This is a genomic window from Ruegeria sp. N4 (assembly GCF_056531425.1).
This window is the reverse complement of the sequence record NZ_JBQFLT010000005.1, coordinates 105,833-118,885: the sequence shown is the minus strand read 5'-3', so window position 1 is coordinate 118,885 and position 13,053 is coordinate 105,833. Positions and strand designations below refer to the sequence as shown.

The 13,053-nt window shown below is 62.1% G+C and carries 15 protein-coding genes; 4 read left to right on the top strand and 11 right to left on the bottom strand.

The genetic code is table 11. The annotated features are described in order from the left end of the window. Window positions 1-97 precede the first annotated feature (97 nt). The 6 genes from ACR0LW_RS09980 to ACR0LW_RS09955 form a co-directional block, all read right to left on the bottom strand. Window positions 98-577, bottom strand: a complete 480-nt coding sequence (locus ACR0LW_RS09980; protein ID WP_480882539.1) for a DUF2269 family protein — start codon at window positions 575-577, stop codon at window positions 98-100. Next, on the bottom strand, window positions 577-1,893 hold the full coding sequence (locus ACR0LW_RS09975) for an SDR family oxidoreductase (RefSeq protein WP_480882537.1): 1,317 nt from the start codon (window positions 1,891-1,893) through the stop codon (window positions 577-579). The genes ACR0LW_RS09980 and ACR0LW_RS09975 overlap by 1 nt, the downstream gene beginning before the upstream one ends. Before the next feature lie 86 nt (window positions 1,894-1,979). After that, window positions 1,980-2,690: a VIT1/CCC1 transporter family protein gene (locus tag ACR0LW_RS09970; RefSeq protein ID WP_480882535.1), complete on the bottom strand. Its 711-nt coding sequence runs from the start codon at window positions 2,688-2,690 to the stop codon at window positions 1,980-1,982. Window positions 2,691-2,749: 59 nt separating this feature from the next. After that, window positions 2,750-3,739, bottom strand: a complete 990-nt coding sequence (locus ACR0LW_RS09965) for a YcjF family protein (RefSeq protein WP_480882534.1) — start codon at window positions 3,737-3,739, stop codon at window positions 2,750-2,752. Then, entirely contained in the window at window positions 3,732-4,184 is a 453-nt protein-coding gene (locus ACR0LW_RS09960) for an N-acetyltransferase family protein (protein WP_480882532.1), read from the bottom strand. The genes ACR0LW_RS09965 and ACR0LW_RS09960 overlap by 8 nt, the downstream gene beginning before the upstream one ends. Next, complete coding sequence (locus tag ACR0LW_RS09955; protein WP_480882530.1) at window positions 4,184-5,599, bottom strand: YcjX family GTP-binding protein; 1,416 nt, start codon at window positions 5,597-5,599, stop codon at window positions 4,184-4,186. The genes ACR0LW_RS09960 and ACR0LW_RS09955 overlap by 1 nt, the downstream gene beginning before the upstream one ends. 107 nt (window positions 5,600-5,706) lie before the next feature. Between ACR0LW_RS09955 and truA the strand changes: the two genes are divergently transcribed. Then, window positions 5,707-6,474 carry a tRNA pseudouridine(38-40) synthase TruA gene (truA, locus tag ACR0LW_RS09950; RefSeq protein ID WP_170623781.1) on the top strand — a complete coding sequence of 256 codons (768 nt, stop codon included), beginning with the start codon at window positions 5,707-5,709 and terminating at the stop codon, window positions 6,472-6,474. 1 nt (window position 6,475) lies between these two features. Here truA and ACR0LW_RS09945 read toward each other — a convergent pair whose 3' ends face one another. From ACR0LW_RS09945 to ACR0LW_RS09930, 4 genes are read right to left on the bottom strand one after another with little or no spacing between them, the layout of a single operon-like run. Continuing rightward, on the bottom strand, window positions 6,476-7,417 hold the full coding sequence (locus tag ACR0LW_RS09945; RefSeq protein WP_480882528.1) for a nickel/cobalt transporter: 942 nt from the start codon (window positions 7,415-7,417) through the stop codon (window positions 6,476-6,478). Beyond that, a complete protein-coding gene (locus ACR0LW_RS09940) occupies window positions 7,402-8,127 on the bottom strand; it encodes a DUF1007 family protein (RefSeq protein ID WP_480882527.1) in 726 nt (241 codons plus the stop codon). Before ACR0LW_RS09940 ends, ACR0LW_RS09945 begins: the two co-directional genes overlap by 16 nt. Beyond that, window positions 8,124-8,927 (bottom strand): thioesterase family protein, encoded by an 804-nt coding sequence (locus ACR0LW_RS09935; RefSeq protein ID WP_480882525.1) that lies wholly within the window; start codon window positions 8,925-8,927, stop codon window positions 8,124-8,126. The genes ACR0LW_RS09940 and ACR0LW_RS09935 overlap by 4 nt, the downstream gene beginning before the upstream one ends. Before the next feature lie 8 nt (window positions 8,928-8,935). Continuing rightward, window positions 8,936-10,171 (bottom strand): acyl-CoA dehydrogenase family protein, encoded by a 1,236-nt coding sequence (locus ACR0LW_RS09930; protein ID WP_170454357.1) that lies wholly within the window; start codon window positions 10,169-10,171, stop codon window positions 8,936-8,938. A gap of 127 nt (window positions 10,172-10,298) precedes the next feature. Here ACR0LW_RS09930 and ACR0LW_RS09925 point away from each other — a divergent pair, with 127 nt between their 5' ends. Continuing rightward, window positions 10,299-11,234 (top strand): 2-hydroxyacid dehydrogenase, encoded by a 936-nt coding sequence (locus tag ACR0LW_RS09925; protein WP_170632835.1) that lies wholly within the window; start codon window positions 10,299-10,301, stop codon window positions 11,232-11,234. Window positions 11,235-11,239: 5 nt separating this feature from the next. Here the strand turns inward: ACR0LW_RS09925 and ACR0LW_RS09920 are convergent, their stop codons facing one another. Next, entirely contained in the window at window positions 11,240-11,557 is a 318-nt protein-coding gene (locus ACR0LW_RS09920; RefSeq protein ID WP_480781455.1) for a hypothetical protein, read from the bottom strand. Between the two features lie 217 nt (window positions 11,558-11,774). Here ACR0LW_RS09920 and ACR0LW_RS09915 point away from each other — a divergent pair, with 217 nt between their 5' ends. Further along, the gene (locus ACR0LW_RS09915) at window positions 11,775-12,605 is read left to right on the top strand and encodes a bifunctional allantoicase/(S)-ureidoglycine aminohydrolase (RefSeq protein WP_170623793.1); all 831 of its coding nucleotides are present in this window, start codon (window positions 11,775-11,777) and stop codon (window positions 12,603-12,605) included. A gap of 101 nt (window positions 12,606-12,706) precedes the next feature. Beyond that, window positions 12,707-13,030 (top strand): hypothetical protein, encoded by a 324-nt coding sequence (locus tag ACR0LW_RS09910; RefSeq protein ID WP_480626831.1) that lies wholly within the window; start codon window positions 12,707-12,709, stop codon window positions 13,028-13,030. Window positions 13,031-13,053: the final 23 nt, after the last annotated feature.

The following is a 13,053-nucleotide window of genomic DNA, read 5'->3' as shown; positions in this document are numbered from 1 at the left end:
AGGCTCCGTTCAATATCGTCCGGGCAAGCTATACCGCGCGAGCTATCGGGCGACAGTACGGAAATCCCGGTACCGTCGCGGTGTTGCGGGAAACACGCTAAAGGACCGAGATCGCCGGGCGCGCGATCATGAGCCAAAGGATCGCCAGCACCGACAGAAAAGCCGGAATTCCGCATATAAACCAGATACGGAACAGGCGGGTGTAGTCTGCGGGCATTGGGCTTCCTGCATCCGCAGCAACCCGCGCATAGGCCCGCAGCCTGATCTGTATCCACACCACCGGCAACCAGAACAACCCGGTCAGCACATACAGCACCAGCGACAAGGCGATCCAACCCTCGCTCAGCGACCAGCCCAACCGCCAGGCCAGCGCGGTCCCGGTGATCGGCTGCAGGATGACGGCGGTTGTTGTGAAGATCAGATCAGCCAGCACCACGATGCCTGCGGTATGCGCAATCAGATGTGCGTCCCGGCTACGGTGTGCCATCAGCATGAAAAACGCGATGCCAGCGCCGGTTCCCAACAACACGCACGCTCCAATGACATGCAGCCAGAGCAGGATCAGATCGGGGTCCATCAGCGGCTCTCCAACATCGGAATGGCAATCAGGGACAAGGTCATTGCAGGAAGCACTTTGACCAACGGACCCAGCGGATCGGCCCACAAGCCGGGCACCAGAACCGAGGCTGAAATCAGGTAAATCAGCGCCACCCCGATCTGCGCCAAACATGCGCGGGTGGCCCAGGGCCGCCACAGAATGGCCAGCCCAAGCGCAATGTCGACCACCGACCAGAACGCCACGCCAAGCATCGCGACGGGCACCGCCCATCCTGCCCCGATCAGGACCTGCGCCGCATTGGACAGCCCTAAAAGCCCGAAAAGACCTGAGAGCAGCCAAAACAGGCTCAGCACCCCAACGACCAGTGGCATCAGAAGGGTCATCCGCGCGGTCAGCCTGTGTTCGCGACCGCAGGGCAATCCGGCGTAGATCTGCGGCAAGGACGCCAGCGCCTGCCCCGAGGCCTGCCGAAATGGTGCAGGATCACCGATCACGCCTTGCGCCATGACCGTCATTGCCGTGCTGCGCAGCGGGGATCGCCACCCCAACCGACCCAGCAGATCAGCCCCGGCAGCGATGGGTTTGATCAATGCGGACGGAATCCTCAAATGGGTCGAGGCTGGGCGAAACCCAAGCCAACGACGCGTGGCCGCAACCACCTCTGCCAGCGGATGGGGCGTATCCTCGACCAGATCATAAGTGCCTTGCGGCAGCCGATCCATGGCGGCAGACAGAACGACGCGACACAGATCCGGCATTCCGATGCACTGCACAGGGGTGTCCGGATAAGCCAGCGGCTGTACCCACGGGATCGCGGCCAGCATGCGCAGCAGCGCGGTACCACCGTAGTCGCTCTGCCCAATCACCAGCCCTGGCTTCAGCACCCAAAGCGGCATGCCCGAGGCCCGCAAAGCGGCGTCCCCGGCGGCTTTGGTGTTCAGGAATGGCGTCGGCGCATCCGGCTCGGCCCCAATGGCCGAGATTTGGATCACCGCGATGTCCCGTGCAGCGCAAGCCTGACCCAAGGCCGCGATTGCAGTGTGGTGGACCACTTCAAGATCGTCCTGCCCGCCATCCTGCAGGGCACCTGCGCAATTGACCACGATATCGACCGATTGCAGCAGGTCCTGCCAGCCCTGAGGTCGCGTCAGACCGCGCAAATCACCCTGCAACAACTGTGTCCCCGGAAGAACCTTGCTGCCCACCGGCAAGCTGCGTACCAGCCCGCGCACGCTTGCACCTTCAGCCGTCAGCGCGCGCGTAACAGTGGCACCGACAAACCCGTAAGCACCCAGAACAAATATGTTTTTCCCGTGCAGATCGTCAGAATGCATTGGCTGTCAAATCCGTTTTGCCTCAGCCTAACGGAAACATGGAAACACGCCAGACGTGTCAGGCGATCTGCGACAAAACCGCAGGGTCAGGGGTGAAACAGCGACCCCACCAGATAGGCAATCAGCGCCGCGACACCGCCGATCAGCAGCGTCTCCAGACCCGAACGCCACCACGGGGCCAGCGACCAGCGGCTTTTCATCGCTCCGATGGCGAAAAAGACGCCCATCGTCATCCACGCCGAAACAGCGAAGGCGTTGTTCAGCGACACCAGAAACGGCAACAAAGGAATCATCCCGGCCACCAGAAAGGCAAAGAACGTGGCAAGAGCGGCCTTCATCGGGTGCGGATCGACACTGCCCAGCCCATATTCGCCTTCGATCATCAGGTCTATCCAGCTTTCGTGGTTCGAGGTTATGGCCGCGGTCGCATCCTCCAGCACGGGTCCCGACAGCCCCTTCTGCGCCAGAATCGCCCGCACCTCGTCGCGTTCGCCTTGTGGGTAAAGGGCGATGTGGCGTTCCTCGATGGCGCGGATCCGCTTGATGTTGTCCAGTTCCGCCTTGGTGCCCGAGTAGTTGCCCGCCGCCATGGAAAACCCATCGGCCAGAACATTCGCCAACCCCAGCGCCACGATGACAAAGGACGACAACCCTGCCCCGGCGACACCTGCCACGATGGCGAATGTGGTGACCGAACCGTCGATACCGCCATAGACCACATCGCGCAGAACGCCGCGACCGGGCGGGGCATTGATCCGCTGGGCGATCTCCTGCTGGCTGTGACCGTGATCTGTCATGGCTGGCCCTCCATCACATTCAGTATGACGAATGGCTGGCAGGTGCGCTTTGCGTCAGATCAACCCTTGGAAAACAGCCCCTTCAGGGCGCGTTTGATCACGGCGCGGGTCGACGGTTTGTGACGATCCGAGAAGGGCAAGGGTCTGCACACCTCCATCGCGGCAACGCCAACCCGGGCGCTGAGTGCGCCATTCACCAGCCCCTCGCCAAACCGGCGGGACAGTTTGCTGAGGACCGAACCGCCCAAAACCGGCTCTAGCAAATCGTCGCCCACTGCGACTGCGCCGGTTGCGACCAGATGAACAAAAACGGCGCGGGTCAGACGCCAACTGCCCAGAAACCCGGCCCGCCCGCCATAGATTTCCGCTATCCGCCGGATCATCCGCAGTGAAGCCGCCAAAGCCGTCACCACATCCGCCAGCGCCAGCGGCACCAGAGCGGTTACCGTCGCAACCTGCCGGGCAGCCGCCTCAACCTCGCGGCTGGCGGCAGCGTCCAGAGGGGCCAGAATTTCATCTTCGGCTAAAGCCAGCAGACCTGAGGCGTCAAATTGCTCGGGCATGCGTTCGGACAGGCGGTCGCGGCCCCATTGGGTCTCATCCCGTCCTTTGTAGAAGGCGATCAGGCGAGTCGTAACAGCACGGGCCTTGGCCAGATCGGCGTCGGCCAGCGCTTCATCAGCCGAGCGGCGCAGCCCGTCGACACGGGACAGGCGGCCAATCGCCGCCAGTTCCCGGATTGCGATGATCAGCGCGACAAAAACCAGCGCCGCGATCAATCCGGTGACGATCCACCCCAGCACAGGCGCGCGGGCGACCAGCGAGGTTGCGAAGTCCCACGCGGCGACCGAGATCGCAGCGCCAACAACCGCCAGCGCCAAGCCCCAGAACCACCGCGACAGGGCCGAGGGCTTGCGGGCAGCAAAACGGGCCGCGCTTTGCATCGCCTGACCCTGAGGCTGCGCGAGGTCCGGAACCGGCGGGGCCATGGCCACGTCAGCGGCGGGCGCATCTTCCTCGAGATCGATCAGAACCGGGCCTTTAGCCATGTGCTGCCCTTTCGGTACGCCAGACATATTTGATGTCCGGCAGGTTTTCATCATTGTCGGCCCCGTCGCTGCGGGCAATCTCGGCAAAGCCATGACGTTCGTAGAACCTGCACGCGCCGGTATTGGCCTGAAAGGCAAAGAGGCTGAGTTGCGGATGCCGCGCCTTGGCATGGTCGAGCAACTGCGTGCCAATACCCTGCCCTCGCGCGGACACCGTCAGGTACAGCGAGTGAATATCCGACCCGTTCAAGGCCAGAAACCCAACCACCCCGTCCGACGTTTCGGCCACCGTGACCCAACCCTGATCAATCATCCGACCGCAAAAGGCGATGGTTTCGGCGCAGCTGTGCAATTCGGGCATCCAGTCGTTTTCGCGGGCAAACCCGTGCAGGATTTCCCCGGTCGTACCGGCATCGGTGCTGCGGGCGGGGCGTAATGTGACCATCACAGCCGGTCTCCGATCAGGAACTGCGCGGCCCGGTCCAGCCGGATATGCGGTGGGCCATCGCCGGGGCGCAGGGTCAGATGCGCCGGGGCAAACCTCATGAAACCAAAATCATCGCCCAGCCATGTCTCGGCCCCGTTCCGGGCCGGGCCGAGCAAGTGGGCCGGATCGTCCGGCAATTCTCCGGGGTAAAACGCGGCCTGCTTGCCACTGTCCTGCAACGTGCCACGCACGCAGGGCAATTCGACCCCGTCATGGCTGCGCATCTCTTCGGTTGTGGCCCGCAGCGAGGCCAGCGACAGCGCCGCTGTTTCGGCCCCCGCAAAGCTTGCCCGGTCGCGCGCCTCACGTGTCAGCGCCTCCATGATCGCGGTCAGACGGGGGTGCTGCGTGTGATGCAGGTGGTCGGCCTTTGTGGCGGCGAACAGGATACGTTCGACCCGTTTGCCCAGCAGCAACTGGCTGAGCCACGCGTTACGACCCGGACGGAAAGCCGACAGGATATCGCCCATGGCCCGGCGCATATCCTCGACCGCTTGCGGGCCTTTGTGGATCGCGCCCAGCGCATCGACCAGAACCACCTGCCGATCAATGCGCGAGAAATGATCGCGGAAAAACGGCTTTACCACCTGCGCCTTGTAGGCCTCATACCGCCGCTCCATCTCGCGCTGAAGGGTGCGGCGGCGCGAGGGTTCGGACACCGGCAATGGCGCAAAGGTCAGAACCGGAGAGCCTGCCAGATCGCCCGGCAGCAGGAACCGCCCCGGCGTACAGTCGTAGAACCCGGCGTCCCGTGCTTGGTTCAGATAGGTGGTAAATGCGGCAGCCAAGGCTTGCGCAGTGGGTTCGTCATGAATGGCCGTCAGATCGGTTGCGCGGGCTTGTTTCAGAAACTCTGCCGCGTCAGGTCGGTTTTCGATGCGCGACAGCGTCTCCTGCGACCAATCCTCATAGGATTTGTCCAACAGCGCGAGGTCCAGTAGCCATTCACCCGGATAGTCCACGATGTCCAGATGCACGGTGCGCGGCCCCTGTAGACCGGCCAGCAACCCGGCAGGACGTGCCTTGAAAGACAAGCGCAACTCGGACACGGCGCGGGTGCTGTCGGGCCAGTGTGGTTGAGGGCCAGTCAGGTCGGAGAGGTGCGATTCATAGTCAAATCGGGGGACGATGTCGTCAGGTTGCGGTTGCAGATAAGCGGCGTTGATCCGGCCTTCCTGCTGCGCGACAAGGCCGCTCATGCGGCCCCGGTCAAGCAGGTTTGCCACCAGCGAGGTGATGAAAACCGTCTTGCCAGATCGCGCCAGACCGGTGACGCCCAGACGGATGACCGGCTCGAAAAATGTCTCGGACACGCTGTCGCCAATGGTTTCGACGCCGCGCACAAGACTGTCTGCCAGGGATGAGATGACCAAACTGTCGCCCCGCAATTATCGTTTTGCCCAAGATAGGTAGCCGCCTTCGGACATGCCAGTGCTTTCGCCCCCTTGCCCGTTTGCGCGCCGCACGCTACCAGCGGCGCATGCCCAGATATGCGTTGAAAGTCGAATACCAGGGGGAACCGTTTGCCGGTTGGCAGCGGCAGAAGGACTTGCCGTCGGTACAGGGTGCCATCGAGTACGCCTTGTCCCGCATTCAACCGGGCGATCACACCATTGCCGCCGCCGGGCGTACCGATGCGGGCGTGCATGCGCTGGGGCAAGTGGCCCATTGCGATCTGATCAAGGATTGGGATCCGTTCCGCCTGTCCGAGGCGCTGAACTATCACCTCAAGCCGCAACCGGTGGCCATTGTGCAGGCCGCGCAGGTCGCGGACGACTGGCATGCGCGGTTCACGGCGGTCGAACGCCAATACCTGTTCCGCATCCTGATGCGCCGTGCGCCCGCGACCCATGACAAGGGGCAGGTCTGGCGCGTCAATCATAAACTGGATGTCGATGCCATGCAGAAGGGTGCCGACATGCTGATCGGGAGGCATGACTTCACCACGTTCCGCTCGTCGATCTGTCAGGCGGCCAGCCCGGTCAAAACTCTGGATGAGTTGCGGGTCGAGCGGGTTCAGGGCTTTTCCGGCCCCGAGGTTCATTTCCACGTCCGCGCCCGGTCCTTCCTGCACAATCAGGTGCGCAGTTTCGTCGGCACGCTGGAACGCGTTGGCGCGGGCTCGTGGTCACCCGAGGACGTGCGCGATGCGTTGCAGGCCACCGACCGGGCGGCCTGTGGGCCTGTATGCCCGCCGCAAGGGCTGTATCTGGCGCGGGTCGGCTACCCCGAGCCGGTCTTCGACTGACCTAGATCGCGCGCAACAGCAGACCACCGGCTATAACCGCGATCACCAGCCCCGCCACCAGTTCGATGGTCGGTGCCAGAACGGAGGCGAACCGGGTGGCCGAGGCCGAAGCAAGCAGCCCGCCGCGCAGCCCAAATGACGTCCAGCCGACCAAGGTAGTAACCAGTGCCGTGCCCAGCGCCATCGAGAAGGCTCCGGCGATACCGACCATCGCAATACCCATCTGCCAGGTCAGAATCAGCACGAAAAGCGCGCCGGTACAGGGGCGCGCGGCTATGCCTGCGATCAGGATGATCGCCTCGCGCAGGCTGCCGACATTGGCGACTTCTTCCGCGCTGGGGCCGTGGCGGTGGCCGCAATCCGAACAGACCTCGCCCTCGTGGTGGTGATGGTGGTGGTGATGGTCATGGTCGTGATCATGGGCATGGGAAGGCTTGGCATCGTTACGGGACCGTCTGACAAAGCTACGTACACCACGGAAAACCAGCCACAGTCCAATCGCTGCAATCGCCGCGTAGCTGATGGGGGCCATTACCTGTTCGGTCGTGCCTACCAAGGTCTCGCGCGACAGCTGAAAGACCAGCACTCCGGCATAGACCAGAACAACCGCCGTCACCGCCTGACCAAGACTGGACAGCACACTGATCGCGGACAAGCGCCAGAACGCGACGCGGCGGCCCAGACCATACCCTCCGATCAGTACCTTGCCGTGACCGGGGCCAATGGCGTGAAAGAACCCGTAGGCGAAACAAACGGTCAGTAGCGTTGCCACAGCCTGAGGCTGCTCGGCCCGCGCTGCCCGCAACGCCCGTGCGATCTGATTCTGGAACTCGCGCTGCTCACCTGCGGCCCAGGCGGCAAGACTGTCAAAGCCACCGCTTCCCCAGAACCAGGCCAACAGGCCAAAGGCGATGGCAACAGGAACGATCAGGTATTTGGACATGACACGAGGATCTCAGTCGCGAAGTTCTCGCCCACCAGCGGGATGTCGTTTTCCTCCAGATCGTACTCCGCGTCCAATGTCAGCAGAAACGCCCGCATCTGCGCCAACTGGCCGTCGATGTCGGGATCGACACGCTCGATAAAACAACTGGACGGGCCGGACACGGTCACGGGCCGGTTGACTTCGTATGCGGTATAATAGGTCTCATCAAACGGTTTGGCCGACAGGGCGTCGGCAGGTACGGCGCCACCTTCGACTTGACGCAGATGCGTGGTCACGACGCGCCCGTTCTCGGTTGTCGCGTGGGGTTTCAGCGGACCGGACAGTTTGACCGGCGCACCACCCGCAGTCACCACCAGATCGCCGTTGTAACCTTCGATCCATTGCGCGTCGAACCCGGTCAGGAACGCTTCTTCGCTTTCTGTCAGAACGCCATCTGCATCCTGATCCAGCTTCAAATCCTCCAGAACCAGCAGCGAGTAAAATTCGTCATACGCCCAGGTCACGCGCACATGGGTCAGGTTGCCTGCCTCGTCCACGATGAATTCCAGCCCGGTGTCGATGAAGACATGCGGGTGGGCCAGCGCGGGGATCGGCAGGCAGCAAGTCAGAATGGGTATCAGCCAACGCATGACGGCAAGATAGGGCGGCAACACCGCAGCGGCAATGCGTTTCCCGGCTGCATCGCAGAAACCGGCCGAGCGCATCATGTGGGCGGGAACAGAACCAACGTTTGCAGCGCTGTCCCCACTGGCCCTTCGGTATCATACAGAACCGATTGCGACATGCCGACGCCCGAAGGTTGCCAGTGCGAGATCGAGTCGGCTGCCAACCAGTCCGAGACCGGCTCGCGATGGATATTCACCGTCAGATCGGTGTTCATGAACCCCATTTCCGCCGTTGGCGCGTTCCACGAGATACCGTTGCCGCAATCGGCCAGCGGGCAAAGCGACTGGATCGGCGATTGCACCTCACCCTCCAACAGGTTCGGCGTGCGCATCCAGATGGCTTTCGGCCCGGCCCCCTGTTTGCCCCCAGCCGGGTATCTGATGTCGCTGTAATGGGCAAATCCTGGAAGGTCGTGGCGCAGTTCACCGATCGGGAAAGGCCCATCAACTGCATCTTCGAACCGCAGCGGAGTGACGTGGACATTGGGCACCGTGCCCAGATCACGACGCGCCAGATGCATGGTTGTCGCCGTAGCGCACAGGGTGTCGTCCAGATCATGCACCGTCACCCGCGTGGTGGCGAGCGTTTTGGTGTGGCGTGTAGTCTCTGCCGCCACCCGCAAGCCCGACAGGGGCAGAGGGCGCAGCAGATCAACCGTCAGACGGGTCAGCATCTTCTCGGGCCCAACCTCGGTTTCAGCAGCGCGCACGATCAGGCCACTGACCGGCCCCGCGTGACAATGATCGGCTGACCACGGGCCGCGCGCCGGGTCGTTGCCGACAAAAGCCCCATCTTCTCGCTGATGAAAATAGGCGAGGTTGTCGAATTCGTACCTGGTCATGCGGTGCGTCAGACCTTTTCCTGCGTGTGTTTCTTCAATTCGGCCCGCGCGACCTGACGGCGGTGAACCGCGTCTGGTCCGTCGGCCAGTCGCAGGGTTCGCACATGAGTCCAGGCGGTGGCCAGTGGTGTGTCCTGACTGACCCCTTGCCCGCCGAACATCTGCACCGCCTCGTCGATCACCTTCAGCGCGACCCGAGGCGCAACCACCTTGATCTGGCTGATCCACGGGGCCGCGGCCCGCGCATCGCCCTGATCCATGTACCACGCCGCTTTCAGACACAGCAGGCGGGCCATCTCGATCTCCATCCGGCATTCGGCGATGATGTCGTAATTGGCACCCAGCTGCGCCAGCTTCTTGCCGAACGCCTCACGCTGCATGGAACGCTTGCACATCTGCTCCAGTGCGCTTTCCGCCTGACCGATTGCGCGCATGCAATGGTGAATGCGCCCCGGCCCCAAGCGGCCCTGCGCAATCTCGAACCCGCGGCCTTCGCCCAAGAGGATATTCTCTGCGGGCACGCGCACGTCGGTAAACCGAATATGCATATGGCCGTGCGGCGCGTCGTCGTGGCCGTAGACCTGCATGGGTCGCAGAACCTCGATCCCGGGCGTATCGGCGGGCACCACGATCATCGACTGGCGCTTGTGCTTGGGCTGATCCTCGCCGCCGGTTTTGACCATCACGATATAGACCTTGCAGCGCGGATCGCCCGCGCCGGATGACCACCATTTCTCGCCATTCAGGACATAGTCATCGCCGTCCCGCACGCAGGACATCGACACATTGGTCGCATCGGATGAAGCCACATCCGGTTCGGTCATCAGATAGGCCGAGCGGATCTGGCCGTCGAGCAGTGGCTTCAACCACTGTTGTTTCATCGCCTCGGTGCCGTAACGCTCGAACACTTCCATATTGCCGGTGTCGGGGGCGGAACAGTTGAACACCTCGGCCCCAAGGGGGGTCTTGCCCATCTCTTCGGCGAAATAAGCATATTCAACCGTGGTCAGCCCGAACCCTTTGTCGCTGTCGGTCAGCCAGAAATTCCACAGACCGGCGGCCTTGGCTTTGGCTTTCAGCCCCTCAAGGATTTCGGCCTGGCGTTCGGTATATTGCCAGCGGTCGTCCTTGTTGATCTCGGCCTGGTATTCTTCTTCCAGCGGCATGATCTCATCCCGGACCATGTCGGCGACACGTTGCAAAAGGGCGCGGTTTTCCTCGCGCAAACCAAATGACATATTCATGAAATTCCCTCCTGCCGGGTGAAATCCGGGCTGTACCTTACGGACCGAGGATGGCTTAACTGTTGCGACTCTGTCCAGTTGCGTGACGGAACGTCACCACGTTCAATTTCAAGGGAAGGAACCGCCCATGGCGCTGTTGATAGACACCGGCCTGACCAACTGGATCAGCGATGCGGACATCGCCAATGACATCCGGTCCGCGATCCCCGGTGCCGATATTCGCACGCCGGACGCAATCGGCAACGCCGATGAGATCACGATGGTTGCGGTCGTGGGCCTGAAAGACGACCACCTGCACCAGCTGCCGAACCTGAAACTGGTGCAAAAGCTTGGGGCGGGCGTAGAAACGATTGTCGGCAATCCCAACCTGCCGGATCACATGCGGGTTGCGCGCCTGAAACCGGATGCACCGGCACAAGGCATTGCCGAATGGTTCGTCGCCTACATTCTGCGCGCCCAGCGTCACATGGCATTTCACGAAGCCGCGCAGGCCCGTGCTGAATGGCTGCCCAAGGAACCAACCTTCACGCCCCATACAACCGTCGGCGTTCTGGGTCTGGGTCATATCGGGGACCGCACGGCGCGAATGCTGCGCGCTGTCGGGTTTCAGGTTCTGGGCTGGAGCCGGTCGCCTAAGCAGATCGAGGGCGTCACCTGCGTGCACGGCGACGATGCCTTGCCCGGTCTGCTGGGGCAGTGCGATCATGTCTGCGCCATCCTGCCCTCGACCCCGCAAACGGTGGGTCTGTTCGACGCGCAGATGCTGGCGACTATGAAACCCGGCAGTCAGCTATTGAACGCCGGTCGCGGCGATCTGATTGACGAGGGTGCGCTGATTGCCGCGCTGGATCAGGGCACGCCCGGCCATGCAATTCTGGATGTGACGTGTCACGAGCCGCTGCCAGCCGACAACCCGCTTTGGCAGCACCCAAGCGTGACGATCACGCCCCATGTGTCCGGTTGGCATCTGGGCGATGCGCTGTCGGATGTGGCAGAAAACTTCCAGCGGCTGACAACCGGCGCGCCACTTCTGAATGAGGTCGACCGGGCGCGCGGTTACTAGCGCAATCAGGGCGCCATCACCCAGTTGCCGCCCGCGTCCTTGCATTGACGGGTTCTGACCCCGCGCGAGGCCTCTTTGCCTTCGGGCTGAATGTCGTGTTGCAGCCGGACGCAATTGCCTTCGACCGCATCAATCCGGATTGTCCCCTTTGATCCGGTCTCGACATTGCTCCACCCGATCTCCTTGCCGACGCTGGGCGTGCCGTCGGTCAGCAAGCTGCGCGAGGCTTTGTTTGCCACCTCGAAATCCGCAGGCGAAAGCCCCATTTCGGCGATGATTCGGGACAATGGTTTGGCCGAGGCGGTCGTCGTAACGCCTGCCATGCTAAGTAGTGCCAATGCGAAAAAGACCCGGGCTTTCATTTCTGCCTCGCTGAACTGAAATCAATTTTGACTTCAAGGATATACCTGCGCGGGGGCGTGGCCAACCCCTATGGCGGCGACCTTCAAATTATCCCGAACAAACCTATCGCAAGCCCAGCGCTAGAGGCCGCACCCGGTTTGGTCACATAGTGCAACGCAAACGAACCCGAGGCACATGATGACACAACCAACCTATTTTTCGCCCCTCGGCGGGCACCCCGGCCAGGACCAGCTTTTGACCGACCGGGCGGTGTTCACAGATGCATATGCCGTCATTCCCAAGGGCACGATGCGCGACATCGTGACCAGCTACCTGCCGTTTTGGGAGGGCACGCGCCTGTGGGTCCTGTCCCGTCCGCTCAGCGGCTTTGCCGAGACGTTTTCGCAATACATTATGGAGGTTCAGCCCGGCGGCGGCAGCGATCAGCCTGAAACAGACCCGCGCGCTCAGGCCGTTCTGTTTGTGGTTGAGGGGGCCGTGCATCTGACGTTGAACGGAACGGAATATAATTTGGATACAGGGGGGTACGCCTATATCCCACCCGGCGCGGACTGGACGTTGCACAACCGATCCGACGCCGTGGCGCGGTTTCACTGGGTTCGCAAGGCCTATGAGGCCGTGAACGGGCTGCCCGTCCCCGACCCGATCATCACCAATGAACGAGACGTGACGCCGATCGAGATGCCCGGAACCGAAGGGCGCTGGTCCACAACGCGCTTTGCCGACCCGCAGGACTTGCGTCACGACATGCATGTCAACATCGTCAATTTCGAACCCGGCGGCGTGATCCCCTTTGCTGAAACCCATGTGATGGAACACGGGCTTTACGTGCTGGAAGGCAAGGCCGTCTACCGGCTCAATCAGGATTGGGTTGAGGTTGAGGCAGGCGATTACATGTGGCTACGCGCCTTTTGCCCGCAGGCCTGTTACGCGGGTGGACCGGGGCGTTTCCGGTATCTTCTGTACAAAGATGTGAACCGGCATATGCCGTTATCCTTGCCCCGCTAAACCCGGTTTCATCGCCTTTTACCCCTGCAGGGGTTCACAGCGGCCCCGGAATTTGCTGAAATCCCAGCAAATTCCATTGTTTGAGTATTGGAGACTGGCTGATGAAACTGCGTACCCCCCTGATGGCTCTGGCCGCATGCGCCATGGTGGCCGCAACCTTGTCCACGCCGGTCGCCGCCAAGGATGAGACCAAATCGGTCTTTGTCATGAGCCGGACGTGGGCCGTGACCAAAGTCTCGGACGAGCCGGTCATCTACCGCGCCACCCGCGACAACAACAACCTCAACCCGTTCGGCCCGCCACCACGCCTGCGCACCCTGCAGGCCATCGCGGCGATCCAGCAGGCAACCGGATGCAAACCGATCGTGGCCAGCATGTATCAGAACATCTCGGGGCAGTTCTTCTCGCAGGTCAGTTGCGGTTGAAATTGGTACAATACTTTCGTTGA

Bases quoted from the DNA above. Each gene is read 5' to 3' on its own strand.
- ACR0LW_RS09910 (WP_480626831.1), top strand. From the start codon at position 12,707: ATGAAACTGCGTACCCCCCTGATGGCTCTGGCCGCATGCGCCATGGTG.
- ACR0LW_RS09935 (WP_480882525.1), bottom strand. From the start codon at position 8,927: ATGACCAGGTACGAATTCGACAACCTCGCCTATTTTCATCAGCGAGAA.
- ACR0LW_RS09960 (WP_480882532.1), bottom strand. From the start codon at position 4,184: ATGGTCACATTACGCCCCGCCCGCAGCACCGATGCCGGTACGACCGGG.
- ACR0LW_RS09915 (WP_170623793.1), top strand. From the start codon at position 11,775: ATGACACAACCAACCTATTTTTCGCCCCTCGGCGGGCACCCCGGCCAG.
- ACR0LW_RS09970 (WP_480882535.1), bottom strand. From the start codon at position 2,690: ATGACAGATCACGGTCACAGCCAGCAGGAGATCGCCCAGCGGATCAAT.
- ACR0LW_RS09930 (WP_170454357.1), bottom strand. From the start codon at position 10,171: ATGAATATGTCATTTGGTTTGCGCGAGGAAAACCGCGCCCTTTTGCAA.
- ACR0LW_RS09965 (WP_480882534.1), bottom strand. From the start codon at position 3,739: ATGGCTAAAGGCCCGGTTCTGATCGATCTCGAGGAAGATGCGCCCGCC.
- truA (WP_170623781.1), top strand. From the start codon at position 5,707: ATGCCCAGATATGCGTTGAAAGTCGAATACCAGGGGGAACCGTTTGCC.
- ACR0LW_RS09945 (WP_480882528.1), bottom strand. From the start codon at position 7,417: ATGTCCAAATACCTGATCGTTCCTGTTGCCATCGCCTTTGGCCTGTTG.
- ACR0LW_RS09940 (WP_480882527.1), bottom strand. From the start codon at position 8,127: ATGATGCGCTCGGCCGGTTTCTGCGATGCAGCCGGGAAACGCATTGCC.
- ACR0LW_RS09920 (WP_480781455.1), bottom strand. From the start codon at position 11,557: ATGGCAGGCGTTACGACGACCGCCTCGGCCAAACCATTGTCCCGAATC.
- ACR0LW_RS09980 (WP_480882539.1), bottom strand. From the start codon at position 577: ATGGACCCCGATCTGATCCTGCTCTGGCTGCATGTCATTGGAGCGTGC.
- ACR0LW_RS09975 (WP_480882537.1), bottom strand. From the start codon at position 1,893: ATGCATTCTGACGATCTGCACGGGAAAAACATATTTGTTCTGGGTGCT.
- ACR0LW_RS09925 (WP_170632835.1), top strand. From the start codon at position 10,299: ATGGCGCTGTTGATAGACACCGGCCTGACCAACTGGATCAGCGATGCG.